30 protein-coding genes are annotated in these 26,779 nt (G+C 38.0%); 19 read left to right on the top strand and 11 right to left on the bottom strand.

What is annotated here, in order from left to right; all coding sequences use genetic code 11:
- Positions 1-40 precede the first annotated feature (40 nt).
- From catA to P3L44_RS11715, 3 genes are all read right to left on the bottom strand, one after another.
- The gene (gene catA / locus P3L44_RS11725; RefSeq protein ID WP_004263956.1) at positions 41-682 is read right to left on the bottom strand and encodes a type A chloramphenicol O-acetyltransferase; all 642 of its coding nucleotides are present in this window, start codon (positions 680-682) and stop codon (positions 41-43) included.
- Between the two features lie 190 nt (positions 683-872).
- Positions 873-1,115, bottom strand: a complete 243-nt coding sequence (locus P3L44_RS11720) for a helix-turn-helix domain-containing protein (RefSeq protein WP_140170548.1) — start codon at positions 1,113-1,115, stop codon at positions 873-875.
- A 324-nt stretch (positions 1,116-1,439) separates the two neighbouring features.
- Complete coding sequence (locus P3L44_RS11715; protein ID WP_272662530.1) at positions 1,440-2,135, bottom strand: aspartate/glutamate racemase family protein; 696 nt, start codon at positions 2,133-2,135, stop codon at positions 1,440-1,442.
- Between the two features lie 356 nt (positions 2,136-2,491).
- Between P3L44_RS11715 and P3L44_RS11710 the strand changes: the two genes are divergently transcribed.
- The 8 genes from P3L44_RS11710 (at position 2,492) to P3L44_RS11675 (ending at position 7,667) form a co-directional block, all read left to right on the top strand.
- Positions 2,492-2,833, top strand: coding sequence for a hypothetical protein (locus P3L44_RS11710; RefSeq protein WP_180359456.1), 342 nt, complete (start codon positions 2,492-2,494; stop codon positions 2,831-2,833).
- A 254-nt stretch (positions 2,834-3,087) separates the two neighbouring features.
- Entirely contained in the window at positions 3,088-3,276 is a 189-nt protein-coding gene (gene sra, locus P3L44_RS11705) for a stationary-phase-induced ribosome-associated protein (protein ID WP_004263968.1), read from the top strand.
- A 223-nt stretch (positions 3,277-3,499) separates the two neighbouring features.
- Positions 3,500-4,279, top strand: a complete 780-nt coding sequence (locus tag P3L44_RS11700; RefSeq protein ID WP_272662531.1) for a YaeF family permuted papain-like enzyme — start codon at positions 3,500-3,502, stop codon at positions 4,277-4,279.
- Positions 4,280-4,609: 330 nt separating this feature from the next.
- Positions 4,610-5,539 carry a Gfo/Idh/MocA family protein gene (locus tag P3L44_RS11695; protein ID WP_140170545.1) on the top strand — a complete coding sequence of 310 codons (930 nt, stop codon included), beginning with the start codon at positions 4,610-4,612 and terminating at the stop codon, positions 5,537-5,539.
- Positions 5,540-5,619: 80 nt separating this feature from the next.
- Positions 5,620-6,057, top strand: coding sequence for a glyoxalase (locus P3L44_RS11690; RefSeq protein ID WP_272662533.1), 438 nt, complete (start codon positions 5,620-5,622; stop codon positions 6,055-6,057).
- A 114-nt stretch (positions 6,058-6,171) separates the two neighbouring features.
- Positions 6,172-6,600, top strand: coding sequence for a universal stress protein (locus P3L44_RS11685; RefSeq protein WP_004263978.1), 429 nt, complete (start codon positions 6,172-6,174; stop codon positions 6,598-6,600).
- Between the two features lie 125 nt (positions 6,601-6,725).
- Positions 6,726-7,061 (top strand): hypothetical protein, encoded by a 336-nt coding sequence (locus tag P3L44_RS11680; RefSeq protein WP_004263981.1) that lies wholly within the window; start codon positions 6,726-6,728, stop codon positions 7,059-7,061.
- A gap of 168 nt (positions 7,062-7,229) precedes the next feature.
- The gene (locus P3L44_RS11675) at positions 7,230-7,667 is read left to right on the top strand and encodes a universal stress protein (RefSeq protein ID WP_004263984.1); all 438 of its coding nucleotides are present in this window, start codon (positions 7,230-7,232) and stop codon (positions 7,665-7,667) included.
- A 53-nt stretch (positions 7,668-7,720) separates the two neighbouring features.
- Here the strand turns inward: P3L44_RS11675 and P3L44_RS11670 are convergent, their stop codons facing one another.
- The gene (locus P3L44_RS11670; protein WP_036958707.1) at positions 7,721-8,014 is read right to left on the bottom strand and encodes a DUF5339 family protein; all 294 of its coding nucleotides are present in this window, start codon (positions 8,012-8,014) and stop codon (positions 7,721-7,723) included.
- A gap of 243 nt (positions 8,015-8,257) precedes the next feature.
- Here P3L44_RS11670 and P3L44_RS11665 point away from each other — a divergent pair, with 243 nt between their 5' ends.
- Positions 8,258-8,659 carry a hypothetical protein gene (locus P3L44_RS11665; RefSeq protein ID WP_227528772.1) on the top strand — a complete coding sequence of 134 codons (402 nt, stop codon included), beginning with the start codon at positions 8,258-8,260 and terminating at the stop codon, positions 8,657-8,659.
- Here P3L44_RS11665 and P3L44_RS11660 read toward each other — a convergent pair.
- On the bottom strand, positions 8,656-9,297 hold the full coding sequence (locus P3L44_RS11660; protein ID WP_140170543.1) for a TetR/AcrR family transcriptional regulator: 642 nt from the start codon (positions 9,295-9,297) through the stop codon (positions 8,656-8,658). The two genes, P3L44_RS11665 and P3L44_RS11660, sit on opposite strands and share 4 nt — an antisense overlap.
- A gap of 199 nt (positions 9,298-9,496) precedes the next feature.
- On the opposite strand from P3L44_RS11660, the gene P3L44_RS11655 reads away from it, so the two are divergent.
- From P3L44_RS11655 to phoH, 4 genes are all read left to right on the top strand, one after another.
- On the top strand, positions 9,497-10,309 hold the full coding sequence (locus tag P3L44_RS11655) for a threonine/serine exporter ThrE family protein (RefSeq protein WP_140170542.1): 813 nt from the start codon (positions 9,497-9,499) through the stop codon (positions 10,307-10,309).
- Positions 10,300-10,770: a threonine/serine exporter gene (locus P3L44_RS11650; protein WP_140170541.1), complete on the top strand. Its 471-nt coding sequence runs from the start codon at positions 10,300-10,302 to the stop codon at positions 10,768-10,770. The genes P3L44_RS11655 and P3L44_RS11650 overlap by 10 nt, the downstream gene beginning before the upstream one ends.
- Before the next feature lie 298 nt (positions 10,771-11,068).
- Positions 11,069-12,022 carry an endonuclease gene (locus P3L44_RS11645; protein WP_272662543.1) on the top strand — a complete coding sequence of 318 codons (954 nt, stop codon included), beginning with the start codon at positions 11,069-11,071 and terminating at the stop codon, positions 12,020-12,022.
- Positions 12,023-12,518: 496 nt separating this feature from the next.
- On the top strand, positions 12,519-13,304 hold the full coding sequence (gene phoH, locus P3L44_RS11640) for a phosphate starvation-inducible protein PhoH (protein WP_094962486.1): 786 nt from the start codon (positions 12,519-12,521) through the stop codon (positions 13,302-13,304).
- A 74-nt stretch (positions 13,305-13,378) separates the two neighbouring features.
- On the opposite strand, the gene zinT is transcribed toward phoH, so the two are convergent.
- The 5 genes from zinT to P3L44_RS11615 all read right to left on the bottom strand — a co-directional run bounded on the left by zinT (position 13,379) and on the right by P3L44_RS11615 (position 17,767).
- Positions 13,379-14,023, bottom strand: coding sequence for a metal-binding protein ZinT (zinT, locus tag P3L44_RS11635; RefSeq protein WP_110592581.1), 645 nt, complete (start codon positions 14,021-14,023; stop codon positions 13,379-13,381).
- 216 nt (positions 14,024-14,239) lie between these two features.
- Positions 14,240-15,079 carry a siderophore-interacting protein gene (locus P3L44_RS11630; protein WP_094962487.1) on the bottom strand — a complete coding sequence of 280 codons (840 nt, stop codon included), beginning with the start codon at positions 15,077-15,079 and terminating at the stop codon, positions 14,240-14,242.
- 214 nt (positions 15,080-15,293) lie between these two features.
- Positions 15,294-15,473 carry a DUF2474 domain-containing protein gene (locus P3L44_RS11625; protein ID WP_272662534.1) on the bottom strand — a complete coding sequence of 60 codons (180 nt, stop codon included), beginning with the start codon at positions 15,471-15,473 and terminating at the stop codon, positions 15,294-15,296.
- A complete protein-coding gene (gene cydB / locus P3L44_RS11620) occupies positions 15,430-16,440 on the bottom strand; it encodes a cytochrome d ubiquinol oxidase subunit II (protein WP_004264011.1) in 1,011 nt (336 codons plus the stop codon). Before cydB ends, P3L44_RS11625 begins: the two co-directional genes overlap by 44 nt.
- Positions 16,430-17,767: a cytochrome ubiquinol oxidase subunit I gene (locus P3L44_RS11615; protein WP_140170537.1), complete on the bottom strand. Its 1,338-nt coding sequence runs from the start codon at positions 17,765-17,767 to the stop codon at positions 16,430-16,432. The genes cydB and P3L44_RS11615 overlap by 11 nt, the downstream gene beginning before the upstream one ends.
- A 247-nt stretch (positions 17,768-18,014) precedes the next feature.
- Between P3L44_RS11615 and P3L44_RS11610 the strand changes: the two genes are divergently transcribed.
- Positions 18,015-19,439, top strand: coding sequence for a PLP-dependent aminotransferase family protein (locus tag P3L44_RS11610; RefSeq protein WP_004264022.1), 1,425 nt, complete (start codon positions 18,015-18,017; stop codon positions 19,437-19,439).
- Between the two features lie 95 nt (positions 19,440-19,534).
- A complete protein-coding gene (locus P3L44_RS11605; protein WP_226616984.1) occupies positions 19,535-20,101 on the top strand; it encodes a HutD family protein in 567 nt (188 codons plus the stop codon).
- Here the strand turns inward: P3L44_RS11605 and P3L44_RS11600 are convergent.
- A complete protein-coding gene (locus tag P3L44_RS11600; RefSeq protein WP_140170536.1) occupies positions 20,098-20,709 on the bottom strand; it encodes a LysE family translocator in 612 nt (203 codons plus the stop codon). The two genes, P3L44_RS11605 and P3L44_RS11600, sit on opposite strands and share 4 nt — an antisense overlap.
- Before the next feature lie 155 nt (positions 20,710-20,864).
- Between P3L44_RS11600 and P3L44_RS11595 the strand changes: the two genes are divergently transcribed.
- From P3L44_RS11595 to P3L44_RS11580, 4 genes are all read left to right on the top strand, one after another.
- Positions 20,865-21,344 (top strand): Lrp/AsnC family transcriptional regulator, encoded by a 480-nt coding sequence (locus P3L44_RS11595; protein WP_004264035.1) that lies wholly within the window; start codon positions 20,865-20,867, stop codon positions 21,342-21,344.
- Positions 21,345-22,110: 766 nt separating this feature from the next.
- The gene (locus P3L44_RS11590) at positions 22,111-23,475 is read left to right on the top strand and encodes a radical SAM protein (RefSeq protein WP_272662535.1); all 1,365 of its coding nucleotides are present in this window, start codon (positions 22,111-22,113) and stop codon (positions 23,473-23,475) included.
- Positions 23,465-24,154, top strand: a complete 690-nt coding sequence (locus P3L44_RS11585; protein WP_125891025.1) for a molecular chaperone — start codon at positions 23,465-23,467, stop codon at positions 24,152-24,154. Before P3L44_RS11590 ends, P3L44_RS11585 begins: the two co-directional genes overlap by 11 nt.
- Before the next feature lie 29 nt (positions 24,155-24,183).
- Positions 24,184-26,766 (top strand): molybdopterin-dependent oxidoreductase, encoded by a 2,583-nt coding sequence (locus P3L44_RS11580; protein ID WP_272662536.1) that lies wholly within the window; start codon positions 24,184-24,186, stop codon positions 26,764-26,766.
- Positions 26,767-26,779: the final 13 nt, after the last annotated feature.

The following is a 26,779-nucleotide window of genomic DNA, read 5'->3' as shown; positions in this document are numbered from 1 at the left end:
AAGGAAGGCTAGCTTCCTTCATGACTGAGAGTAATCTAGGCTAATGGGTTAATTCGTCACATAGCTTTTGTAAAGTAGTTAAAAACTGACCTACATGGAAGCCATCACAAACTGCATGATGCACTTGTACAGCTAGAGGAAGCCACATTTTATTATTCTCACTATAGTATTTTCCCAAAGTGAAAATCGGGGTAAAAACATTAGTAATATCTGCAATATTTAGATTAAAACTGTCGAATGAAACCCAAGGCAAAGATGACACATAGAAGACATTTTCAACTTGCTGTGGTTGAGGGTGCAAATCGAGATTATCTTTATGCAACGTTAATTGCTGGTGGTAGTTCTCCATAAATGTTGTTATTTCTGAAGAATACTTGCACCATAATGAAGAAAAAGTTTCGGTATCTTTGTGGAAGATAGTAAAACTAGGGTGCACTTCATCCCATAAAATTAGTTCATCATTTTTTTTTGCAAACCTAAATTCTTTATAGGTATTAACTACCCGTGATAATAAATAAATCACTGATGGGTAAAATTCATAACCATTTGAATCTATATATCTTTTTAGGTTTGTGATATCTATCTTAGTTGTTAAACTAAACCCACAATTTATGGTTTTTTCGTAAATATTGTAATGTTCTCTACGTAACCATGTCTCTATATTAAATTTAGTATAATTCATAATTTTCCCTTCTAATAAGTTAATGTTACTGATATTAGAAGGGAGGTTTCTCCGCTTTTGATTGGCTCATAGTGATTTCTTATCTCGTGTTGAAGTTATGTTTGTATGTTATCTAGCTTATTTTTGCTTGTCGAGGCCTATACCTTACTCTTTCAATGTAAAGCACAATTTGCACGATAGTGAAATATACTTATGTACATGGTTGTGCGTTGACGTAGGTATCAAATAATGTTTTAACATCTACATTCAATGTGTTAGATATTACCATAAGATGTTCAATGAATATGGAAAGGCTCCCATCTTCATATTTTATGTATGACTTTTCAGTGATAGATATTAATTCTGCCATTTTTTTTGTCGTAATTTGATGCTCTATACGTTTTTGTTTAATAAATTTGCCCAACACGGCATTACCAACATTATTTTTATTCATAGTGATCCATTGTCAATTCGATAATAAATTTTTTTATTATCTTAGAAGAAAATTAATATTCAATGGGTAATAATCTGTAAATTTAAGATAGATGAACTAAGGTGAATAAGTATAAATGATATTTATAAGATTAGCTCAGTTATAATTAACAACAGAGAAAGATATTATTATACATTATGATCTAAAGATGAAGTTTAATGGGTGCAAAATTCTTTTTAATAGTATTAAATGAAATTTTGCACTAGATAATATGTTAATTTTGATACTATTCTTTAACAATGACTATATTTAACAATAGTTACTAAAGAAAGGATTTAATGTTGGTTAAACAGATAGTGCGACTTCTACTGTTTTTTGAGCATGAATGGCAGTAGTATCAAATATTCCTACGGTCGTATCATTCTGATTAACTAGTAATGTTATCTCGGTACAGCCTAAAATAATACCTTCAGCCCCGTTTTCTACAAGGGATGCCATTATACGCTGATATTCTTTTTTAGATTTGTCATTTATTATCCCTAAACATAGTTCATTATAGATAATATCATGAACTATTTTCCTATCTTGCTGGTTAGGTATTAGTACATCCACGTTAAATTTTTCAATTAATCTTTGCCTATAGAAGGGTTGTTCCATAGTAAAAGCGGTACCTAGGAGTCCAATTTTTTTTATACCTGATTGTATAATGCGTTCACCCGTCGCATCAGCAATATGTAATAAAGGAAGACCTGTTTGAGATTCAATTTGTGGTGCAACTTTATGCATGGTATTTGTGCAAAGAACAAGGAAATCAGCACCTGCAAGCTTTAAACTCTCTCCTGCATCAGCTAAACACTGGCCGGCTAAATCCCATCGCCCGCTAGATTGATATTGTTCTATTTCAGAAAAATCAACGCTATATAAAACAATTTTAGCCGAATGCAGGCCACCTAGTTGTTGTTTGATACCTTCGTTAAGCTGTTGATAGTAAAGTAACGTTGATTCCCAACTCATGCCGCCAATAAGGCCTATTGTTTTCATTTGTTAGTTCCTATTATTGTAATGTTTTCCTTACTATACTGATAGTTTCTAAAAGAACACAATAGTATGAGAAAAATTTTCTAGATGATTAAAAGTAAAAAACAGTTGTAATATTAAACACAACTTAACATTACTTTTTGAAGGGTTTTTATATTTAACATATTTTAAGTTAAAAAAGGATAAATATAAGAACATTTACGTTTTAAAGATGGATTTTAATTGATATCTGGTTATCATCGTAAAAAATATTATTTCTATAAAGTTGGTCATATATGGCGAGAATAAAAATGAATTTTTTCAAAGTAATCATTGCGATACTCATTTTTGGTGCTGCATTTTTGTTAGGAGCACTATATATGAAACCAACTCAATTAAGTTTAGTTGAGCAAGTGAAAAAGAATGTTTATGACGTTCTAGCGTACCCACAAGCAGCAAAGTTTAGAAATATTGAATATCATTTTTCTCGTTACACTGCGGATAAAGGTAAGGTAGGTTATGTTTGTGGAGAGGTTTATCGATATAAAAATGATAAGCCTGACGGATTTAAGCGTTTTATTGTTAAAGCTTATACTAATGATGAAGGTCGCATGGATATTTCAATTCCATTTATTGATGGAGGACATGAAATATTATTGCCTGAACAGGTTAACCAAATTTGGAAAGATAAATGCTCAAGTCCTGCCTCACCACTTGAGTAGGGAACGACGTATGCTAATATTTTTAACGCACTATAATTTGATTATTTTATGAAGAGCTGTAACCATCAAAATGATAACTGATAGAAATTAATAAATAAAACTGGATTATATATTGGTGATTTAGTGTTATACTAAAAGAGTTACATTTTGTTTTGTCATTTTATGAAACAAAAAGCCTTTGTGGTCAACGATGACTATATTTTTTGATGTTCATTTTTTAATGAATTTTAATTTAGTAGTTTAAGGAGTCGATAATGGTTAGTAATAATAATGCACGTCGTTTATTAGGTATGCCTTATAAATTAAGTCGCTCTAAAAAAAACATACGTGTTTCGCTTGGTTCTAAAGATAATACTACAGTTGCAGTACAAAAGAATAAAGCGACAGAAAAGAAGACATATCATTCAGTAACCGTTTTTTACCCAGAATATGTTATTAGTTAATTGAATGTATGTAACCCTCTAGTGTTTACTAGAGGGTTAAATTTAAGTTGTTAAAACTAATTTTTCATTAGATTACGTTAGCTCATTTCAATATGCACCACTCATATGAGTAATATTCTAACTCTTCTATTATAGAAATAAACAGTAGTCATAAAATAGATTAAGCGATATTATCTTCATTAATTAAAAACTAAAAAGAAAGATGACTATCGGGTGTTATTGAATGAAATTTTATTGTTTCCTGCTATTTTTATTTTGTTTTTCTCTTTCAGGGTGTTCAACTCAATTCAAATCAGATGAAGAAACTAATCGCTTAAATTTTAATATTCAACACGCAAACACGATTCCTATCAAGGATTCTGTTGAGCCGTTGGCGGTTTCTGACATGTTGCCAGGCGATATTATTTTATCTTCTGCTACAGGGTTAAATTCATGGGGAATTCGGTTATTTAGTATTAGTGGGGTAAGTCACGCATCTATTTACTTGGGGTTGGGGGAAGTAGCTGAGTCTGTTGGAAGTGGCGTTAGGATCATTACATTAGACCAAGCAGTGAGAGACTCTAACAACATGGTAGTGCTGAGGCAAACAGGCTTAACATCATTGCATGCAGAAAAATTACGCGAGTTTTCAGTTCAAAATAATGGAAATAAATATAATTATAAAGGTATTGTGATGATAGCGCCTTGGATGATCACAAAAAGGGTATGTGAGCTTCCATTAATTGGTGAAACGATACGTAATTTTTGCTTAAAAACTTTAGCTAAAGTTCAATTAGGCGATGATATAGACCAAGCTAATGGTTTCTTTTGTTCACAGTTTGTCCTTGATGCTTATAAATATGCAGGTATTCCCTTATTTGAAGGTAACTCATCGTGGATAACACCTGCGGATATATTACATATGCGTACAGGTGATGTACCAACTTTCATGCCAACCCAGCGTCTAGCGTATGTTGGGCATTTGAAATCATGGAGTTTTAGTAGTGCAATACGCAGAAAATAGTGTGTAATTTTGAACAAAAAAAAGGCCAACATATAAAGTTGGCCTGCTAAACTGGAAGCAATGTGAGCAATGTCGTTTGTGATAAACCTGAGTGATTTACTCAAGTATTCACGAGGTAAAAGATAACCATTCTCATTTAAGAAATCAACCCTTTTTTTTATGTAGTTACTCATTCTCATTCTTCACTTGATTTTGTTTTTTATTTATAAAAAACAAAATGTTGTATGTTTATTTCTAATTAAAATTACGTTATTACCCCAAAAAAAATTTTTTAATTGATATTAATGAGATTATTCTTGCTCAGATTAATCATTAATAGGCGTGTTTACGATGCGAAAATTAAAGTTAGGTGTAGTTGGCTTAGGTTCTATTGCACAAAAAGCGTATTTACCGGTTTTAACGAAAGAAGAAAATTGGGAGTTAGTTGGCGCTTTTTCTCCTAATCAATCAAAGGCAAAATTAGTTTGTGATAGTTATCGAATCCCCCTGTTTAGCAATATTGACGCACTAGCACAGCAATGTGATGCTATTTTTGTTCATAGTGCGACGAAAAGCCATTTTGAAGTAATCAAGCGGCTATTAGAGGCAAACGTCCATATCTATGTTGATAAGCCATTGACTGAATTAATTGAACAATCTGAGCAATTAATTGAGTTTGCAGCGCGACGCCAGAAAATGTTAATGGTTGGGTTTAACCGCCGCTTCTCGCCATTTTATTTGGCAGTTAAACAGGATATTAAAAATATCACGTCTATTCGTATGGATAAGCATCGTATGAACAGCGTAGGGCCGAATGACGCTAGATTTACGTTATTAGATGATTATTTGCATGTTGTTGATACTGTAATGTGGATAGCGCAAAAAAATGTAGAATTAATCAGTGGTAGTATTCATAACACAAATGCTGGTGAGCTATTTTATGCAGAGCACCATATGCAAGCTGGCCAGAGTTGGCTAACAACATCGATGCATCGCAAAGCAGGAAGCCAACAAGAGCAACTTATTGTGGTGGCTGAAGACAGTATTCACCAAATAACCAATATGAACCATTGGTGGAACGAAAATGCCATTGGGATTAGCGAGAGAAAACCGGCTAATTGGGATTCGATTTTAGTTCAACGCGGCTTTGATGGTGCAATTCGCCATTTTATTGATTCTGTTTCAAATCAAACTCAACCGTTGGTCAGTGGCGAAGAGGGCTTGAAGGCTCAAAGAATGGTTGAAAAGATGATATCTACAGCGAATACAATCAGTGATTAATTATCTTCTATGTTAAAAGTCATTATCTATTTTATTAAGCAGTAAATTTTTAGTATCTCATTACTTTATAGGAACGCGAGATGATACATTTACAAGATAGCTCTGATGTATTGTTTGTTGCAGGATTTGGACCAATAGTTACAGATTATAAAAAAAGTCACTCTTTTTATCTTGAGTTGTTAAAGCTACCTTTAAAACCAATTGAAGAAGGGAGCCAATATTTAACTTGTGAGCAAGAAGGGCTAGAAGGTGTCAAACATTTTGCACTTTGGCCTATAGAGCAAGCCGCTCAATCGTGTTTTGGTCAAGGTGAATGGCCTAAAAACATACCTACCCCGCAAAGCTGGATGGAGTTTGAGGTCTCAGACATTGAAAAAATTACAAAAATTTTCCTTAAAGAAGGTTATGTCTTATTAGTTAATAACCGAATGGAACCTTGGGGGCAAACAGTCACAAGGTTATTAAGTCCTGAAGGTATGTTAGTTGGTTTAACTGTAACGCCATGGCTAAGGGAATAGCTTGTTTTTATTTGTAGTTAGAGATCTCATTTATCTTTGTGGATAAGAGACATTTATTAGTAATTGTTTATAATTTTGTTGTAGAACTTCATTTTAACTATTTTAGGAGGGGTTATGTATAAAACGATTCTGGTCCCTATCGACTTAACAGAAGATGAATTAACCAGTAAAGCAGTCCGTCACGCGGTTAATCTTGCAAAGCAATCAGGTGCTAAAATTCATCTTATTCATGTTTTACCCATTTCTTCAGCAATTATTAATGCGTACGCCTTAGGTTACATGGAAATCAAAGACCGTGCGACGGTGAAAGCGGAAGAAGACATGAAAATGTTAATGGATTCAATTGATTTACCTCATGATGATGTTAGTTATACTATAACGTTTGGTTCCCCGCGAGATGAAGTGATTAATACAGCAAAAGACATTAATGCAGATATTATTGTTATTGGTTCTCGTCGTCCAAATATTACAACTCATCTTTTAGGGTCAACAGCCGCGGGAATAGTGCGCTACGCGGAAACATCAGTACTGGTTGTACGTTAATAATTAGAGAAGAACCTGCTCATCGGGTGGGTTCTTTGTTATTTGATTATTTATATTGCCAATTTAATTAATTTTAGTACTCAAGTTAATTGATCTTACTTATAACAAGGTGAGTTTGAGTCAATATGGAAAAGTTTTCGCAAGAATTACTGCGTGTTGAACACTTTGTTCTGAGAGTTTTGCGTTTTTATTTACTCGCACTTTTGATTTTTTTTCTTGGTTTATTACCCGGTATAGTTGGTTTTTATTTTATTGAAGGTCACTCAGTTGTTGAGTCAATGCTTAATGCGTTGTCTATGTTGAGTGGACAAGCTATTGAGCCGGCTCCTATTACACGAGGAGGTCGTTTCTTTATTGCTATTTATGGTCTATTTTTACAAAGCGTTTTTATTATCAGTATTGGATTAATCGTAACTCCTTTTATTCATCGCGTTTTGCATAAATGGCATTTAGAAGAATAATTTTTGTTGTAATAGTAAGGAGCTTCACAGCTTTTTTTAGTGTAGTAAGACTATACTTAGAAGAGTAAAAGGACAATATTCACCCGCTACGCCTAATAACCAAGTTGTAAAAATACACAATAATACAGCTTGAATAAAAATGTAAACATAACTAATAAGGGGCATCATATGTATAAAACAATTTTGGTTCCTGTGGATATATCTGAAGATGTACTAACAGATAATGCATTAAAACATGCTATTTATTTAGCAAAAATTTCAGATGCGAAAATTCACTTATTTCACTCAGTTCCGGATGTTTCAAGATTTTCAATGAGCTACAGTTATCATTATGATTTATTGTCCTCATTTGCTAAAAAAGCACTTGAACGCTCAGAAGAACAGTTAAAAGAAATTATTGAAAAAATTGATTATCCGTCAGACAAAATCTCTTATAAGGTTGAGTTTGGTTCACCAAGAGATAAAGTTTTATCAGAAGCTGAGGCTATTGATGCTGACCTTATTGTTATCGGCTCACGCAATCCAAGTATTTCAACCCATTTATTAGGTTCAAATGCTTCTGGGATTGTTTCCTATGCGAAGATCTCGGTTCTCGTGGTTCGGTAAATAAAATAGCCTGCTCAGCAGGCTATTTTTTTGTCTATTAAAAGCGAACAATTCTAGGGTGTTTTTACCGCTTCTTTGGCTTGCTCAATTGCTTTAAGTGCTTGGCTGCAAGCTTGCTCTTGTGCATCATCTGGGTAGCTAGCAAGGGCTTTTTTCGCTTCCTCTAATTGTGACTTCATTAATGCAATTTGTTCACCTGCATTGGCTTCATCTTTATATTGTTCTTCAGCTTGCTTAACCAGGTCGTTCATTTCTTTGAAATAAGTATCACAGGTAGCACCTGCATTTGCATTAAATGCAGTGAAAGCCATTAAAAGGCTAAATGCAATTGGAAGAGTTTTTTTCATCATATTTTCGCTTTTAAAATTCATAATATCGTCAGAATAACATCCCATATTCAAAAACGCATCACTCGAACACGTGAATGTTTTTAATTGATAAATTTTTACTGCATATTGAGAGTATTCCTGTTAGTAACTCGCGGTAATAGCATAATTTGCAAAACACAAATGATAATCATTCTTGACTGAGTGTAATGTAAAATTGTACATTTGAGTACACTTTGAATAATGATGACAAAAGAGATGATTATGATGAACAAAAAGATGATAGAAACAGAAAGCTGGCCAATCTGTGAGATGAATGTGTTTCCTTCAACGATGGATGAAACCCGTTTATGGTTAGAGGAAATGGATATGCTATTGGCAAGAAGAAATGAGTTTGTATTGATATATCCTCCGGTGGTTAAAAAAGAAAAACCATCCTTAGAAGATATGGAAAGCATGAAATATATACGTCGTTGGTTGAAAGATGCAAAAGAAGCGATGGAGCAACATTGTCGTGCTCTGATTGTTACCCTACAACCTGACGGGCGAGATCAAGAAGAAATGGAACGAATGGCACCCATGCTGTCTGCGTTGTACGGCCCTCAAGTTTTAATCGCAAATAATTCCATGGCAGCCAAAGAACAAGCCCAATCAGTTCTAGCTTAGTCGGCTGTGGTTTTACTGATTTTACGGATATAACTGGCGATGATATCGACAGACATAGCAATTTGCTGTTGAATAAATTCATCGCTGGGCTTGAAATCAGCAATACAGAAAGTGGTGATAAACACATCCGCTTTTAGCATTTCTAGGTAGCGTGAAGAAATGCTTAACAATGTTTTTTCATCCACTTTAACGTCAGGAAGCAAAGCCAATTTTTGTGTCAACAGACGATAGCTTTTTACTGGACCTTGCTCAAAAAATGCGTGAGTTATTTCTGGGAAACGGTTGTATTCACCTAAAATTAACCGGTATAACCCAATGGATTCAGGCTTAAGCACATTCAATAAAAATCGAGAACCATAAAAAGAAAGTATCGACTCAATCGTATCCAGTGGTGGTGTTTTTTCGTCGGGCTCTTGAAAAATATCATCAATCATTGATGCAATAACCGCAGCAAATAACCCTCCTTTATCACCAAAATTTTTATATAAGGTTGAGCGAGAGCCCCCAGCACGTTCAATAATCATATCCAGAGTTGCGCCTTCAAACCCATATTGCAGAAAAATTTCAGTTGCTGCAGTGATCAACGCCTGATGCCGACGTTGGCCTTTTGGGGTTTTAGCTGTAAGCGTGCTACTCATGAATGGCTAATCCTACTCTTTGTCTTCAAATAAGAAAATAACATAACAAATTTTACCAAATAGTTTAAATCACGTTACCTCAATCACAGATTTACCTGAAAGAGATCATCATTTAAGCTGATATTTGTCTTTATGATATTTATAAAGATTAACATGTTTAGGTAGATATCTGAATGGTTGTCACAATGTTGGGGGCAAGATGATAGAGCATGTATTAAATGAGCAAAAAACAGACCAAGATGATCCTGTTAATCAGCAACGTGAGGTAACTCGGCTATGTATTGAGTGTGGTTTATTGTTATTGCAACATGGCGCTGAAAGTATGCTCGTTGAACAATTGACGACCCGTTTGGGTATTGCACTTGGAGCAAGCCAAGTCGATAGTGCTATTTCATCTAATTCATTAGTTTTAACCACTATAATTGATGGTCGCTGCTTAACGTCAACACGACGCATTATTGACCGCGGTATAAATATGCATGTTGTTACTGAAGTTCAGCATGCAGTCATCCTAGTCGAACATCATTTGTTAGACCGAAAACAATTAAAAAAGAAATTATTATCAATTAAACCGTTGCGTTATCCTCGATGGTTAATGGTGCTGATGGTGGCACTATCTTGTGCTTGTTTTAGTAGGTTGAATGGAGGTGGATGGGAGAGTGCGTTAATTACATTTTTAGCCAGCGGTTGTGCAATGTATGTGCGGCAAGTGTTAACTTCTCATCAAATGAATCCGTTAATTAATTTTTGTATTACTGCCTTTGTTGCTACCACGGTCTCAGGTTTATTATTGAAAATACCGTATTTGGCTGTGACTGAAACAATTTCGATGGCTGCCAGTGTATTGCTTTTAGTTCCCGGCTTTCCATTAATTAATGCAGTCGCTGATATGTTTAAAGGGCATGTTAATACAGGATTAGCGCGTTGGACAATGGCGAGCCTTCTCACTTTGGCTACCTGTATTGGGGTTGTGTTAGCAATGACAATCTGGGGTTTAAAAGAATGGGCATAGAATTTCTATTCTCTTTATGTGAGAAAATGCTATTAGCCGCTATACCGGCAGCAGGGTTTGCTATGGTATTTAATGTGCCTGTAAGGGCATTGAAATATTGTGCCTTATTGGGTGCTATTGGCTATGGCTTTAGAATGATACTGATGACATTAGGATTGCAAATTGAGTGGGCAAGTTTTCTTGCTGCAATTTTAATCGGTATTATCGGTATTCAGTGGTCGCGTTGGTGGTTAGCTCATCCTAAAGTGTTTACTGTTGCTGCCGTGATCCCGATGTTCCCAGGTATTAGTGCCTATATTGCAATGATTTCAGTCGTGAAAATATCGCAATTTGGCTATGACCCTGAATTAGTTGAGATTTTAGTGACTAATTTTTTAAAAGCCTCTTTCATTGTTGGAGCCTTGTCTATTGGTATTTCTTTACCTGGTTTATGGTTATATCGCAAAAGACCAAGCGTGTAATTTTTAATGGTGTGGCTTACTGGCATTCTCGTTATGTGAGTAAGTCATACTTTACTTTTTACTAATAAGACTTAGATATCCTATTAAAGCTGCATAAATTCCGATATGGATGGTGAGCCATAAAATTGGGTCATCGCTGATATCATTTATGCTACTATTTGATTAGAATATGTGATATTTCTTCTTATGCATTAATGTGTTAGAGGAAAAACTAATGCATTTATATTAATTCTTCGCATATATTCTTATTAATGGTGTTATTTTGAAACAATTTAGCTTGTCCAAATATTATCAATTCATTTTTTCGATTCTATTATTTCTTTTCTCTGCATTTTCATTTTCCGCACCAAATTCGTTTACAGAAGCTAAAGTGCTAAGTAAAACGCAGGTTTATGCAGATCAAAATCATCAAGGAGAGGGAACAATATATTGTGGTTGCCAGTGGGAATGGGTAGGAAAAAGCGGGGGAAAGGTTGACTTAGCCTCTTGTGGCTACCAAGTGCGTAAACAACAGAACCGAGCTGAGCGTATTGAATGGGAGCATATTGTTCCAGCATGGGTGTTTGGTCATCAAAGGCAATGCTGGCAAAAAGGGGGGCGGAAAAACTGTGTGTCTAGTGACCCTATTTTTGGCCGAATGGAAGCAGATATGCATAATTTAGCGCCTTCTATTGGTGAAGTGAATGGTGATAGAAGCAATTTTAGTTTTGGGCAATTATCCACTAATACACCGTATCCATACGGAATGTGCCGTAGCCGAGTTGATTTTAAACAAAAAGTCTTTGAGCCAAGAGATGAAGCCAAAGGGCAGGTAGCCCGAGTATATTTTTATATGCATGACCGCTATAACTTGTCTATGTCACGTCAACAACAACAGTTATTGATGGCTTGGGATAATAAATATCCTCCAACCTCTTGGGAAATCAATCGTGATAATCGAGTCGCTAAGGTGATGGGCCATCATAACCCATTTGTGACAGGGGAGAAAAAATGGAGTTTAAATCATAAAAATAGCGCAGAGGGTGTTAATATTTCACCAGTCTCACCTTTAAATCAGCATCAAGTAATAGAAAATAAATCTATTGTACCAAATACGGTTGAAATTAAAGGTAATCGTAATTCTAAAAAATATCATTTTTCACATTGCGCTAGCTTCAATACCATCGCTGATAAAAATGCCGTCATCTTCACTGACGAACAATCGGCTAAAGCCGCAGGTTTTGAGTTAGCGGGAAATTGTAAAATACGCTAATTATCCTTTCAAACCACAATAGTTAACTAACTGATTATTGTGGTTTTACTTTTTTTGTTTTTATGTGTGATAACGAAAAATTTTAATAAACGCCCAAAATTTTGTTAGAAAAATGTTGCTTTATCAAAAAAAATGACGCTATATTTAAAGCAGATGAAAACTGCAATAAAAACATGGACTCATTGAGGCACTAAAAATATTGCAGTTCGTCATATTACTGTCATATAGATTCATTAGTTTAAAAGTATCGCTGTTACAGGAGAAACTAATGGGAAATAAGTGTTTATACACGCGAGTACAAAACCGGTTACCACTCCATCATGAAATTTCCATGGTGAGATTGGTAACCGGTTTTTTTATTAGCCGAGTTATTGCATGGAGTTACAGCCACATAATAGATGTTTGATATTAACTTTGAGCTTGAAGGGAGCTCACCTCTGTTTTGAATAGTCCGTCATTTGAATTGACATCACTGATACCTGGAAGGGTTAATACTATGAGTAGACAGAAAGCTGCAACAAAGGCACGTCGTGAAATGAAACGTTCATCACGCAAAGATCGCTCAGGTCGTTTTGATATCAATAACGTCGCATCATTTGCTGAATTTACTGGCATTGAAGCTATCGGTATGGCAAAAGAACGTCGTGATGAATCCCCTATATTGCCCAGAAATGAAGCTCAAAAACTCTATATTAATTCCATTAAACATAAGCAATTAATTTTTGCGAATGGCGAAGCGGGATGTGGTAAAACCTATATCAGCACTGCACTTGCAGCTGATGCGTTAATTCATAAAGATATCAATAAGATTATTGTGACAAGGCCCGTTCTTCAAGCGGAGGAAGATCTCGGTTTTTTACCGGGTGATATGTCAGAAAAGTTTGCGCCTTACTTTCGCCCAGTCTATGACGTCTTGGTGAAAAGGCTCGGCGCATCTTTTTTGCAATATTGTTTGCGTCCCGAAATTGCTAAAGTGGAAATAGCCCCATTTGCTTATATGCGAGGCCGAACATTTGAAAATGCCGTCGTGATATTAGATGAGGCTCAGAATGTCACAGTCACTCAAATGAAAATGTTTTTAACTCGGCTTGGTGAAAATGTGACGGTGATAGTCAATGGTGATGTGACCCAGTGTGATTTACCAGAAGGAGTGTCCTCAGGGTTAGCTGATGCATTACAACGTTTTAGTAGTGATGAAATGGTTTCAATGGTGAATTTTACTATAGAGGATTGTGTGAGATCACAATTATGCCATAAGGCATTATTGGCTTATAACCACTAATTAGCATTGTTATTAACTATATGCCCCGCGATTTACCCACGGGGCATAGGTTAGACTCCTATATAGGAAGCCGATTAGTGATAGAGCATCTCATGTACGATTTGCTCATCTGTGAGGGTATATGGGTAATAAGTTGGCCAATTTTCTAGCTGACTTAATAATTTTTCCTGAGATTCATTTCCCATATATAGGTGAAAATGCCCCGAGGCTTGTGGTTCAATAATATGGTCACTAAACTGGATAAATTTAGGCGCTTTTGAGTTTGCATCTTTGCATTCAAATAAGTAACGAACGCCTTTTTTTCCTGAAGTATAATGAAGAATTTTGTAACCGGCGTAGTCATATTTACAGCTACTTACAGTACCATTTTGAGTAAACTCAATAACATCGTTTTCAATACCAATACTGTCAACATCAGTGGCATAACCTTTTTTATAATATTCACGATACTCTTCAACAGTTTTGTCTTTATTTTTCTTCGCTTTACTTTCTAGAACTTCATCAAGTTTTCCATTTAATAGTAATGGATTAACAGATTCCCAGATGCCTTGCCAGTCACTAAGAGATCTATCTTTGACGTCAGTATCTTCAAAAATCCCTTTTGAAGCTTGTAGCGCTTTCTCTGATTGTGGATGGGAGTGACTATGTGAGCCATGAGCAACAGCAGTATAGCTAGTGAGAGCTAATGCAATATAAAGACTAGTTTTTAAAATTGCCATTTTGTACACAGTGGTTTTCCTATTTTTGTAGTGAATATAACGACCATAAAACCATTATGTTATAACATAACATTGATGGGTATGAAAAGTATTTTAGGGCGTTTATTGTTGAGGAATATAATGGCTAACAACTTGATGAAGACAGGCAAGATCAGGAAATGAGTTCGCTTATTAGAATTTATAAACCAATAAGCGAACTAAATATTTGAAGTGAAGTTAATCGTCAGGATTATCCATTACAGCATGGCGCTCATGATGGTAACCTTCCTCATCATAGCCATATCGCCAGTAAGGGATCGCATAGATATCATCACGACCAAAACCTTTTTCACGACGAATATAACGACGCAAATCACGAATAATTTGGTCTTCACCTGCAATCCAGAAAGCACAGTCGCTGCTTGGGATGTCCCAAGACTTAAATGTGCTAATTAATTCAGCGGTTTTGGTGATATCACCACAAACCCAAATCACCTCAACTTGTTCAGGTTTTTTTAGTTCTCTTACGTCTTTTGGGTTATCTAACCGTAGTACAACTTTGCCTTGGGCATTCGCTGGCATTTTTTCTAATAATGCGGCGATAGCGGGTAGGGAACTTGAATCACCAGCCATGAAGTAATGTTGTCTGGCAGGTAATAATGGGTCTGGGCCACCTGGATTGGTAATTCCCATCCAATTTCCTGGTTTTGCATCCCGAGCAAATAGATATGCAGGGCCAGTTGCGCCATCATGCATTGCAAATTCAATATCTATCTCGCTAACTTCTGGACGGATGGCTCTGACGGTATAGGTACGAACAAATGGGCGAGGTTTGTCTTCTGGCCAGCTACGGCCTTCTTTACTTAGGATAGGGAGTGCGGGCTGGCTGATTAAATCAGGGGCTAAAAATATTTTCAGGTGCCCACCTTCACAATCTGTTGGGTATGTATTGAGTCTTTCACCGGTGAAAGTAATACTACGAATAGATGGGCTGATATCGGTTATGGATTTGACTTGAATGAGCTGTGGTGGAGCCGGGCGGTAGATGTTTTTTTCAACAGGTTGTTCAGTGGCCACGGACGATCTCCTTTATTAATGATAATTTTATTATATGGTAATTATTATCATTATCATGAATAAACTTGCAAGTTGCAACCGCTAGCGAATGATTGGGAACGGATATTTGTGAAGAGAGATTTTCAGCAGTAGAGAGGGCAATTCACGGTGATGAATCGTTAATTTTAATAAAAATGCCGTATGATTTTTAGCATACGGCATATCGAACGGTAAATTACTTCACTTTCATTCCAGCGGCGGTCATCATCAATTTAAACACTGACGAAAATGCAAATAAAGCAAGTACACTTCCGAACCAGATAATGGCCATCCAACCGAGTTTTTTCCACCAAGGGGAGACTGCCACGTTATCAGTGGTAGCCTTGTTCTGGGGTAATTTTTCCTCTGAAGACATAGTAACTCCAATAAGTATAAACCAAAATAACAGGAATAATGAATAACGCACCCACTAACATAAAGCCTAAACTTTCGGATGGGCCTGCGGCATCACGGAAACTTATTGCAGGTGGAATGAGCGTTGGCCAGATGCTGATACCTAGACCAGTAAACCCAAGAAAAATTAACATTAAAGCCGCTAAGAATGGCACGCTGTCATGTTGTTGGCGCTTAGCGTTTTTTAGGATCAACCAAGTACAGGCTAATACCAGTAACGGAACAGGTAAAAAGAAGAACAGGTTCGGCAGTGAGAACCAACGCTCAAAGATTGCCTCATTTAACATTGGGGTCCAGAAGCTGATTACCGCAATGACCGCTAACATCAGTAATGTTAATGGTTTTAGAACGCGATACATTGTGCTACGTAAGTGGCCTTCAGTTTTCATGATTAACCAGCCACAAGCTAGTAGTGCATAAGCGACCACGAGGCCAAATCCGCAAAATAGTGGGAAAGGTGCGAACCAATCGAAGTAACCCCCCATGTAAACACGGTTTTCCACATGGAAGCCTTGGATAAAGGCACCAACTACCACACCTTGAACAAAGGTGGCAAAAATTGAACCCCAAATAAAGGCGTGATCCCAATGGCGGCGGTGTGATTCGTCCGCTCTAAAGCGAAACTCAAAGGCGACGCCACGGAAAATCAAGGCCAATAACATGAAAGTTAACGGAATTGACAGGGCATCAAGGACAATCGCATAAGCGAGAGGAAAGGCGCCAAATAAAGCGGCCCCACCTAAAACCAACCAAGTTTCATTGCCATCCCACACAGGGGCAACGCTATTCATCATCAGATCACGGTCTTGGCTATCTTTTAGGGCTGGATAGAGAATACCGATCCCCAAATCGAAACCATCCATAACAATATACATCAACATACTAAATACGATGATGACAAACCAAATGAGAGGTAAATCAATGCCCATGAGCTGCGTCCTCCGCGATACCTTTACGAATTAATTTCATCATGTACATATAGCCAATCCCGAAAACACCGCCATAAACGACAAAAAAGGCGATTAAACTGATGCTCATGTGCATTTCACCATGTGCACTGACCGCATCAGAGGTTCGTTGTAGCCCATAAACAACCCATGGCTGGCGGCCAATTTCTGTTGTAAACCAACCTGCAAGGATGGCTATCAGCCCAGAAGGTGCCATGACGAACATAAAGCGCAGGAAGGTTTTGGATTCATACAGATTTTTACGATAACGCAGCCATAAACCCCAGACTCCAGCCGCTATCATTAATAAGCCCAGCCCGACCATTACACGGAACGACCAGAACACCATAAACACGTTCGGCCTGTCTTCTGGCGCGTATTCTTTTAATGCAGGCACTTGTTTATCAATACTATGGGTTAATATCAGGCTCGCAAGATACGGAATTTCGATGGCATATTCGGTTTTTTCTTTCTCTTGGTTTGGAATACCAAACAAGATTAGCGGGGTGGCTTCTCCGGGTTTGTTTTCCCAGTGACCTTCCATTGCGGCAACTTTAACTGGTTGATGTTTAAGTGTATTTAGGCCATGAGCATCCCCAATTAAAGCTTGAACAGGGGCTAAGACCAAAATCAACCACAAGGACATGGAAAACATTTTTTTCATGGCACTGGATTTATTGCCTTTGAGTAAATGCCATGCCGCAGAAGCACCAATAAAGAATGCCGCAGCAAGGAAAGCAGCCGTGGTCATGTGCAATAAACGGTATGGAAACGATGGGTTGAAAATGACGGCCAACCAATCAACGGGGACGATACGACCATCGATGATTTCGAAACCTTGCGGTGTTTGCATAAAACTGTTAGATGCCAAAATCCAGAAAGTGGAAATGATGGTACCTAATGCAACCATGCAGGTGGCAAAAAAGTGCAGTTTTTCACCCACTCGGTTCATGCCAAACAGCATGACACCAAGGAAACCGGCTTCAAGAAAGAACGCGGTTAATACCTCATACGTGAGCAATGGACCGGTAATTCCACCTGCAAAATCTGAAAAGAAACTCCAGTTGGTACCAAATTGGTATGCCATCACCAATCCAGAAACAACGCCCATTCCGAAATTAACCGCAAAAACTTTCGACCAAAAATGGAACAGTTTTATATAGTCCTCGTCACGAGTTTTAAGCCATAGACCTTGTAGCACCGCAAGGTAACTTGCTAGCCCAATAGTAATGGCTGGGAAAATGATATGAAACGAGACCGTAAAAGCAAATTGTATACGGGCAAGTTCCAGCGCAGTTAGTCCAAACATATTGACCCCTGAGTGGATATGTTAATGGCACGCAATATTTAACGTTTTGATGAGAGCAATTGAGGTGCTAATCCCTAGCAAAAGGAATTGCTCACACCTGAATGCAAAATAACCGCAATTCAACGAAAAATTTTTTGTGCTTATAGTTAAAAAAAAGTCAGGTGAATGTGTGGATAAGTAGAACATGAGACGATAAACTATAATAGTAACAATTATTGGGATATTAACTATAACAGTTGAGGCGGCTATGACGAGATACGAACAATTAGCAGCGCAAATTCGTCAGCAAATTGAAGACAATATCTGGCAAGTGGGCGACAGATTACCTTCATTGAGGGAAAGTGTTAAACAGTCTGGTTTAAGTTTAATGACTGTTGTGCAAGCATATCAGTTACTTGAAAGCCAAGGATGGGTCGTTGCTCGGCCGCAATCAGGGTATTACGTGGCAAACCGCAATAACGCATTTGCTGCCGCAAAAGGAGGAAAAGGGCTACATTTGAATGAAAATGTAGAGATTAATGCCTCTATTTTTGGTGTCCTACAAGCTTGTAAGGACCCGAATATTATCCCATTTGGTTCTGCATTTCCAGAACCCGCCTTATTGGATGATCCAAAACTCGCGAAGTCTCTTGCGTCTGTTGCTAGGCGCTTATCGAAATTTAATACCCCGGCTAATTTGCCTCCTGGTAATGAACAACTGCGTCGTAACATTGCTCAGCGTTATGCAACCCAAGGGATCCATGTCGCTCCGGATGAAATCGTGATTACAGCAGGGGCAATGGAATCTTTAGTTTTGAGTTTACAATCGGTGACTCAGCCCGGGGATTGGGTCGTTATCGAATCTCCTGCATTCTATGGTTCACTTCAGGCAATTGAGCGGTTAAAACTTAAGGCCATTGCCATTAAAACAGACCCGTTATTTGGTATTGATCTTGACGCATTAGAGGATATTGCGAGCAAATATCCAATTAAAGCCTGTTGGCTAATGACGCATTATCAAAATCCATTAGGCGGAACGATGCCGCAAACAAACAAAAGACGTCTGGTCGATATCCTTAATAAGCATCAAATTACTTTAATTGAGGACGATGTTTATGGGGAACTTTATTTTGGTAGCAAACAGCCAATACCCGCAAAGGCACTTGATACTAAAGGTAATTTCTTTCATTGCTCTTCATTTTCGAAATGTTTAGCGCCGGGGTACCGAGTTGGTTGGGTCGCAGCAGGCCAACATGCGACAAAAATTCAACATTTACAAATGATGAGTACCGTTTCTGCCAGCGTTCCCACGCAATTAGCTATTGCGGAGTACTTATCATTAGGGGGATATGACAGCCACCTTCGTAAACTGCGTTTAACGATGGAACAGCGTCAGCACCAAATGTTGAGTGCAATAGCAAAATACATGCCTCAGTCAGTAAAAGTTAATACACCAAAAGGTGGGTATTTTTTATGGCTAGAGTTTGAACCGCCGTTTAATGCAATTCGGTTGTATCAACTCGCACTAAAAGAAGGTATCAGTATCGCGCCGGGGAGCATGTTTTCCACAAGTGACCAGTTTAATCATGCATTTCGTCTTAATGCATCGTTTACATGGAATGAGAGGGTGGAGGAAGCAATGAAAACTTTAGGTCGTTTATGTCACTTTTTAATCAATGAGAGGCGTGATTAGTCACATTATCATCGTTAATTCATTGCCCTGAAAGATTAACTTTGCCAATCTAGGTATAAATCTAAATGTGTTAGCAGCAACAGACGGGAGGTAATGTGAAAATAAAATGTTTTGACATAATGGAATTACCTATCCTTGATTGGAATGATGGTGCGGGGGCCAGCCAAGAAGTGTTTTGCTGGCCGGTTGCATCGGATTATTCATTACGCGCAAGCATTGCAACCATTAACCAAGATAGCTATTTAAAGCGCTATGCAGAAGGGGAAAGGCTGGTGGTATTGTTGAATGACCAGCCGCTTCTTTTAACCGATACCAAAGCGTTTGAGCATCGCCTAGAGCGCGCAGGTGATCACGCCCAATTTTCAGCTCAGCAATTTTGCGCGGTAAAAGTCTCAGAGCCATCAGTTAAGTTAATGAATTTTATTTTTCGAGATGATAGGTGGGTGGCTATAAACTATTTCATCACTGAAGATTGTAGATTACCCGCCAACCAAGCGGGGTTAGTCTACGTGCTCAATGGCGAATGGGAAATTTCAGGGGCAAATTGCCATCATATGGCGCAAGGACAAGGAGCGTGGTGGTTACCTGATATCGGTGAAGGAGATATAAAACCACTTAGCACCGATAGCAAGTTAATCTGGATTGAGTTATTACCCCGCTAACTGGTTGCTAAACCGATAGCGGCTAGCGTTAGCATTCCACCTGCAACACCTTCGGTTATACGACGTTTTTTATCATTATAAGCTTGTTTATTATGCATGGATGCAAATAATGCACCTATCACGCCGTAGATCACGACACACGAAAGTATAAAAGTGGCTGAAAGTATCAAGGATTGAACAGCGACACTTTCTGTCAGTTTAATGAAGTTTGGTAAAATAGCGAAATACACCAGTAACCCTTTAGGATTAAGGAAGCTAGTTAGAAAGGCTTTACCTATTACCGCTTTTGTTGACACAGCTTGGATTCTTAGCTCACCGGCTTTCATCGCAGATAACATCATACGAACAGCAAGGTAAGTGACATAAGCGACCCCAACCCATTTAATGGTGTGGAAAATCATGGGTGAAGCTGCAACAATCGCCGCTAAACCAAGTGCAGCCAGAATCGCATGTGCCACATAACCCAATATAATACCCAAATTCGCTTTCAAGGCCGCTGAGGTTCCTCCCGATAATCCTTGTGCGGAAATAAATAGAATGTCTGGGCCTGGTGTGCAGACTAAAGGGATCACGGTTGCGCTAAATAAGAGTAAGTTCTGTAACTCCATTTCAATTCCTCATTATTGTTCATTGTTATTTTCACGCAACTGGCCAGTAGCGATAAAATTATAGCGATAATCCAATGATATTGGGTTTTTTTATTGCTTTAAAATAAACAAAAATTGGTATTTAATATCATTAATTAATATAAAATTGAGGGGGAATGCCAATGAAGGAAAGTAGACTAAAACTGGATGCCATTGATAGGCATATCTTACAAGTATTACAAAGAGATGGAAAAATTCAGAATATTGAATTAGCTAAAGAAGTGGGGCTTTCCCCGTCACCTTGCCTACGTCGTGTGAAATTACTTGAAGAGGCTGGGGTTATCAAACGTTATGTAGCGGTGTTGGATGGCAGTAAAATTGGAGCTGGCCTTTCTTTATTTGCTCGTATTTGGTTTAAAACACAGGATGCTAAAACCATCAACCAATTCGTTGAAGACATTAAACAGATGCCTGAAGTCGTCGAATGCCATCTAATGGCTGGGGAATGTGATGCACTGATCCGTATTGTGACGGAAGACTTAGCTTCATATCGTCGTTTCCATGCGGATCATTTAACACAAATTAGTAGTATTCAAAGTATTAAGACGGAGGTACCAATGGAAACGGTTAAGGTTACTTATGCTTTACCACTTTGATGATAATAGCTAATAGAGCGATAGTGACAAATTGAAAATGCTTAACGATTAATTTTAATTATATAAATTAAATATGATAAATATGATAAATATGATAAAAATGATAAAAATGATAAAAATGATAAAAATGATAAAAATGATAAAAATGATAAAAATGATAAAAATGATAAAAATGATAAAAATGATAAAAATGATAAATAGTCACTATGCTTTATTTGTTGGAGAGATTTATTTTTATAAGATAAAAATAAATAATAATACAAAAATGAACGGATGAACATTTTTTGAATTTTAATTTTACAAATTGAAATATTATTATGATTATTTTAATGTTAACAGGTTAGTTTTATTTTATTTTTGAGTATTGTCTAATTGGCTATTTAGTTTTTATATAGCGACTTATTTGATGAGATTATTCTCATATAATGAGAACGTTGCTGAGTAATAATTTGGCTATGCTGGCAGTATCAGCTAATTGGTTGATATATAAATAATGAAAGGAAAGTTTTTTTGATCTTGCGCAACATCATATAATGCCACTAACTTATACTGCCATTAATACTAAATCAAAATAAAATAATGCGAATATTTCTTATTTAAAAAATATTTTCAATTTAATCGGTAATGATGTGAGTCTTTATAAGCATTTTTCTAATTGTCACAGGTATTGTCATACCCGTCTATTAATTGATTATTTGCGATCTGAGTCCAATTGAAAATTCAACGAATAATAGAAACTATTTGCTCATAAATTGAAGGTAAATTTATGATTTATCCTATTACTGATAGAACAATATCTACAGTAAATAACCAAAAGTTTAAGCGTTATGCTATTCGCTATTTGGATATTGAACAGCAAACACAGCAGGCAATTATCGAATATGGACTTAATTTTGAAGACCCTTTTGCACAGCAACATGAGATTGAACAACTCAAACTAGATATAAAAAGTAAAGGCGCAATTTTTTCGAATAGTGGAAAGAGTATACATTGTAATTGGTTATCAAGTGCTTGTGTGCAATGCCGCACAGGGGAAGGGAGCCACACCACATTTTTATCCTTGAAATGCCATCGTGATTGTTACTTTTGTTTTAACCCAAACCAAGAGAATTATCAGGAATTTCAACAGGAAATGCGTGATGCTGTTGGTGAAGTTGACGCAATCGCAGAGCAAGGTTACCCACTCACCCATATCGCACTAACCGGGGGAGAGCCTCTACTTTTTCGCCAAGAAAGTATCGCATTTTTCCAAGCAGTCCAACAAAAATTACCTCAGGCTCATAGCCGGTTATATACAGCCGGTGACCCATTAGACCGTAATACCGCATTAGCTTTAGCGAAAGCAGGTCTACAAGAAATCCGCTTTAGTATCAAAATTGATGATCCTACAGAACGGATCACCAAAGTTTTACACCGTATCGCATTAGCGCGTGAAATTTTTCCCTCAGTCATGGTGGAGATGCCTGTTATCCCAGGAACAGAGCAGCAAATGTATCAGTTGCTTACTCAGCTTGATGATATTGGAGTTGATGGTATCAATTTATTAGAGTTTTGTTTCCCGTTAACAAATAGTGAAGCCTATCAATCTCGAGGATTCAAACTTAAAAATCCACCTTATGAGGTGTATTACAACTATTGGTATGCAGGTGGATTAGCTGTTGCACAGAGTGAGTTAGCTTGCCTTCGAGTTCTCAAATTCGCACTAGAAAATCAATTGTCTCTCGGGGTGCATTACTGCTCTTTAGAAAATAAACATACTGGGCAGGTGTACCAAAGCAATGCTTTTTTTGAAAACAATGAACACATAATAGGAAAGCATTATTTTTTCTCTTCTCGGGATTATTTTTTTAAAAGTGCCAAAGTCTTTGGTGATGATTGTGAAAAGGTGGCAGTTTTACTGAAAAACGCTGGTGTTTCTTATCATCAAGAATTGCTGCATGGATTTTTGCAGTTTAATCCTGAGGCAATAGGCTTATTAACCCCGCTAGGCAAACTACTTATCGCAGTGACCTCCCACATTATTGAACCCGATGAACAGGGAAATCCTTTAATTAAAGAAATCCGAATTGAGCTTACAACACCCACTGAATTTTTACTGACAGACCTGCAGGGAAATATTTATGACGAATGATGACCAAATTGTAGATTTTCTGTATGCACGTCAATTTGCTTATGACGTACTACGACGTTTGTTTATGGAAGAACCAACGCCTGAGCTATTAAATTATTTGAGAGACTCGGGGTTACTGTTATTTCCCTGTGATGATGCATTACCCGCGATGAAAAACGCGATAAATGACATGCATAAAGACTTAAATACGAGGCAGTTACAAGCTAACAACGATGATTTCGAAAATTTGCATTGGGACTTTACTCGCTTGTTTATAGGCCCAGAAGCCCCGCCAGCATCGCCATGGGAATCGACTTATGTGTCTCGTGACAAACTACTATTTCAAGAAAGTACGTTAGCAGTAAAGTCTTTTTATGAACAGTATGACGTTTATTTGCCAGAAGGTGATATGGAAGCCGCTGACCATATTGGCTATGAGTTAGATTTTATGTGGCATTTAAGTCTGCGCATTACTGAGCTTATTGACAGCGAAACAGGCCCTGTTGATTGGCCCAAAGTGAACGCGTTATTACTCGGGTCTGCAACATTCTTGAATACCCATTTATTGGCTTTTATAACGCCATTTTGCCGTTCAATGCATAACCACGCAGAAACCGTATTTTATCGTCAATTAAGTTCATTACTTGAGCTTTTTTTACGTAATGATATTAAAAAAATCAATGAATTAGTCAATTTATAATAATAAAACAAAATGAAGAGGTAGAAGCAATGTCAGAAAGACAGAAAATAGCCTTAAGTCGCCGTTCATTTATAGCATGGACATCAGCGGCATCAGTGATGGCTACGTTACCGCTGAGTAAGCAATTATATGCGGCAACACCAGAGGAAGAAAAAGCGGTTGTGCAAGCCACTGACGCAGTCACTCAAGGAAAATGGAAGCCCGTGGCCTGTTGGCACAACTGTGGTGGTCGCTGTGTTAATAAAGCATTGGTGGTTGATGGCGTCGTTGTTAGGCAAAAAACCGATGATGTGGTTGCAGACTCCCCTGATTTCCCACAACAACGAGGTTGTTTGCGTGGACGTTCACAACGTAAACAAGTCTTTGGCGCGGATCGGTTGAAATATCCAATGAAGCGTAAAGGCTGGGCTCCCGGTGGTGGGGATAAAAGCTTACGAGGACGAGACCAATGGGTGCGCATCAGTTGGGATGAAGCATTAGATATTGTGGCATCAGAATCGAAACGTATTAAAGAAAAATATGGTCAAGAATCTATTTGGATCACCGGCGGTAACGGTGTTGAAATCCAAAGCGTTTATGCAAAAGCAGGGGGATTTGTTGGCGATTGGGGAACAACCTCATGGGGCGCATGGTTTGAAACACCAGCTCATTTAGGATTACTTGAAGGGTTTTATACCTTTGGTACCAATGACCGTTTTGATATGCGTAACTCCCAGTTAATTGTGATGTGGGGAGCAAACCCTGCATGGAGTAGCCCAGGCAGCCCAACCTATAATTACTATCAAGCGAAAAAAGCGGGGGCTCGCTTCATTAGCATTGACCCAAGTTATACGACGACGGCAGAGTTAATGGATGCAGATTGGTACCCCATCAATCCGGGTACTGACCATGCATTAGCACTGGGTATTATGTACGCACTATTAGAAATGGATAGCCCTGACAGTCCGTTGATTGACTGGGATTTTTTACGCCGTTGCACAGTTGGTTTTGATGAAAGTAATATGCCAGCAGGTGCAGATCCAAAAGGGAACTTCAAAGATTATTTGTTAGGTACTTATACGGGAGAGCCAAAAACGCCAGAGTGGGCCTCTAATATTTGCGGCTTGTCAGCTAGCGACATTCGCACATTAGCGCGTGAAATCGGTGGTACCAATCGAGTTGCATTGCTTACTGGTTGGGCGCCTGCTCGAATTCATAATGGCGAAGGGTGGGTGCAAGCATTCTCAACCTTAGGCTTTATGACTGGCCATATGGGAAGGCCTGGCCGGATGACAGGGGTTAGTTGCCATTTCGCTGCTGGAAATAATGGCACGCGGCTCGTTATGGCGGGAGCAAGTGGGCTACCTTCAGTACCAAACCCAGTCAGTTTAAAAATCAATCACAATGAGCTTAACCGTGCATTATTAGAGAAAAAATTCCGCCAACGTGGTGTGGGAGATGTCGATGCAAATATCCAAATGATCATTCATCCATTCAATGCCACGTTACAAACACGAGCCAATATTTCGCAAAGCGTTGAAGCTTATCGTAAAGATATAGAGTTGGTTGTGACTGCGGCCTATGTTCCACATACTTGTGCGAAATATTCGGATATCGTCTTACCCGTAACTACGGAGTGGGAACGTGAAGGAACCATATTAAATCCAAGTAACCGCGAAGTTATTATAGCTGCGGTGAATGTAACACCACCACTTTATGAAGCAAAAAGTGACCAGTGGATCGCCAAAGAAATAGGTAAACGTCTTGGTATTAATGTCGATGAAGTTTTTCCTATTTCAGAAAAGCAACAATTCTTCAATAAACTTAATGGTGCAACAATTATTGGTGAAGATGGTAAGACAACTGAACCACTAATAACAATTACCCAAGCGGATATTGATGAATGGCAAGTAACAGGTAAGCCGCAGCAAGGCAGGATCACCCTCAATGAATTCCTTACTGTTGGGAAATACCAAGTAGAGCGCTCCTCTGATGATAACTATGGTTATATTGCCTATGAAGATTTTATTCGTGACCCTCAGGCCAATCCACGACCAACACCAAGTGGAAAATTTGAAATTTACTGCCAAACATTAGTCGAAAAAGCGGATGAATGTGGCTGGACGAAATTACCACCAATTCCTGAATATATTCCGTCTGCAAGCGGTTATGAGGCAAGTTTTAGTGATTTCTCGAAGAAGGAAAAAGGGGATTATCCATTCCAAATCTATAATCCACACTACTTACGCCGCTCTCACAGTACGCTTGATAATGTGCCTTGGCTACGTGAACAATGGCCAAGCCCAATTTATATCAATGCCTCCGATGCAAAACGTTTAGGTATTAAGCACGGTGAAACTGTTCTGATCACGAGCCCACAAGGGAAGATTGTACGTCCTGCGTTGGTGACACAGACGATGAAACCTGGTGTTGTGGCGTTACCACACGGTAGTTGGACAAATGTTGATGAAAAAACAGGGATAGATATGGCGGGAGCCGACAATACGCTAACCATTCAAGTCCCGACAGGGCTGGGTACATCAGGGTGGAATACGATGCTATGTAATATCGAAAAATGGCATGGTGACCAGTTAGTTCCAGATGCTGCAATTCCACAGCGTATTATATTTTAGGGGGCAATGAGAA

The sequence above is a fragment of the Providencia sp. PROV175 genome, from assembly GCF_032707045.1.
Lineage (GTDB): Bacteria > Pseudomonadota > Gammaproteobacteria > Enterobacterales > Enterobacteriaceae > Providencia > Providencia hangzhouensis.
The sequence above is the reverse complement of the archived record's forward strand: the minus strand, read 5'-3'. Positions and strand labels throughout refer to the sequence as shown.

What these genes read in the sequence shown, in the direction of transcription:
- catA (WP_004263956.1), bottom strand. Translation starts at nt 682, where the DNA reads ATGAATTATACTAAATTTAATATAGAGACATGGTTACGTAGAGAACAT.
- P3L44_RS11720 (WP_140170548.1), bottom strand. Translation starts at nt 1,115, where the DNA reads ATGAATAAAAATAATGTTGGTAATGCCGTGTTGGGCAAATTTATTAAA.
- P3L44_RS11715 (WP_272662530.1), bottom strand. Translation starts at nt 2,135, where the DNA reads ATGAAAACAATAGGCCTTATTGGCGGCATGAGTTGGGAATCAACGTTA.
- P3L44_RS11710 (WP_180359456.1), top strand. Translation starts at nt 2,492, where the DNA reads ATGAAACCAACTCAATTAAGTTTAGTTGAGCAAGTGAAAAAGAATGTT.
- sra (WP_004263968.1), top strand. Translation starts at nt 3,088, where the DNA reads ATGGTTAGTAATAATAATGCACGTCGTTTATTAGGTATGCCTTATAAA.
- P3L44_RS11700 (WP_272662531.1), top strand. Translation starts at nt 3,500, where the DNA reads ATGAAATTTTATTGTTTCCTGCTATTTTTATTTTGTTTTTCTCTTTCA.
- P3L44_RS11695 (WP_140170545.1), top strand. Translation starts at nt 4,610, where the DNA reads ATGCGAAAATTAAAGTTAGGTGTAGTTGGCTTAGGTTCTATTGCACAA.
- P3L44_RS11690 (WP_272662533.1), top strand. Translation starts at nt 5,620, where the DNA reads ATGATACATTTACAAGATAGCTCTGATGTATTGTTTGTTGCAGGATTT.
- P3L44_RS11685 (WP_004263978.1), top strand. Translation starts at nt 6,172, where the DNA reads ATGTATAAAACGATTCTGGTCCCTATCGACTTAACAGAAGATGAATTA.
- P3L44_RS11680 (WP_004263981.1), top strand. Translation starts at nt 6,726, where the DNA reads ATGGAAAAGTTTTCGCAAGAATTACTGCGTGTTGAACACTTTGTTCTG.
- P3L44_RS11675 (WP_004263984.1), top strand. Translation starts at nt 7,230, where the DNA reads ATGTATAAAACAATTTTGGTTCCTGTGGATATATCTGAAGATGTACTA.
- P3L44_RS11670 (WP_036958707.1), bottom strand. Translation starts at nt 8,014, where the DNA reads ATGAAAAAAACTCTTCCAATTGCATTTAGCCTTTTAATGGCTTTCACT.
- P3L44_RS11665 (WP_227528772.1), top strand. Translation starts at nt 8,258, where the DNA reads ATGATGAACAAAAAGATGATAGAAACAGAAAGCTGGCCAATCTGTGAG.
- P3L44_RS11660 (WP_140170543.1), bottom strand. Translation starts at nt 9,297, where the DNA reads ATGAGTAGCACGCTTACAGCTAAAACCCCAAAAGGCCAACGTCGGCAT.
- P3L44_RS11655 (WP_140170542.1), top strand. Translation starts at nt 9,497, where the DNA reads ATGATAGAGCATGTATTAAATGAGCAAAAAACAGACCAAGATGATCCT.
- P3L44_RS11650 (WP_140170541.1), top strand. Translation starts at nt 10,300, where the DNA reads ATGGGCATAGAATTTCTATTCTCTTTATGTGAGAAAATGCTATTAGCC.
- phoH (WP_094962486.1), top strand. Translation starts at nt 12,519, where the DNA reads ATGAGTAGACAGAAAGCTGCAACAAAGGCACGTCGTGAAATGAAACGT.
- zinT (WP_110592581.1), bottom strand. Translation starts at nt 14,023, where the DNA reads ATGGCAATTTTAAAAACTAGTCTTTATATTGCATTAGCTCTCACTAGC.
- P3L44_RS11625 (WP_272662534.1), bottom strand. Translation starts at nt 15,473, where the DNA reads ATGTCTTCAGAGGAAAAATTACCCCAGAACAAGGCTACCACTGATAAC.
- cydB (WP_004264011.1), bottom strand. Translation starts at nt 16,440, where the DNA reads ATGGGCATTGATTTACCTCTCATTTGGTTTGTCATCATCGTATTTAGT.
- P3L44_RS11615 (WP_140170537.1), bottom strand. Translation starts at nt 17,767, where the DNA reads ATGTTTGGACTAACTGCGCTGGAACTTGCCCGTATACAATTTGCTTTT.
- P3L44_RS11610 (WP_004264022.1), top strand. Translation starts at nt 18,015, where the DNA reads ATGACGAGATACGAACAATTAGCAGCGCAAATTCGTCAGCAAATTGAA.
- P3L44_RS11600 (WP_140170536.1), bottom strand. Translation starts at nt 20,709, where the DNA reads ATGGAGTTACAGAACTTACTCTTATTTAGCGCAACCGTGATCCCTTTA.
- P3L44_RS11595 (WP_004264035.1), top strand. Translation starts at nt 20,865, where the DNA reads ATGCCAATGAAGGAAAGTAGACTAAAACTGGATGCCATTGATAGGCAT.
- P3L44_RS11590 (WP_272662535.1), top strand. Translation starts at nt 22,111, where the DNA reads ATGATTTATCCTATTACTGATAGAACAATATCTACAGTAAATAACCAA.
- P3L44_RS11585 (WP_125891025.1), top strand. Translation starts at nt 23,465, where the DNA reads ATGACGAATGATGACCAAATTGTAGATTTTCTGTATGCACGTCAATTT.
- P3L44_RS11580 (WP_272662536.1), top strand. Translation starts at nt 24,184, where the DNA reads ATGTCAGAAAGACAGAAAATAGCCTTAAGTCGCCGTTCATTTATAGCA.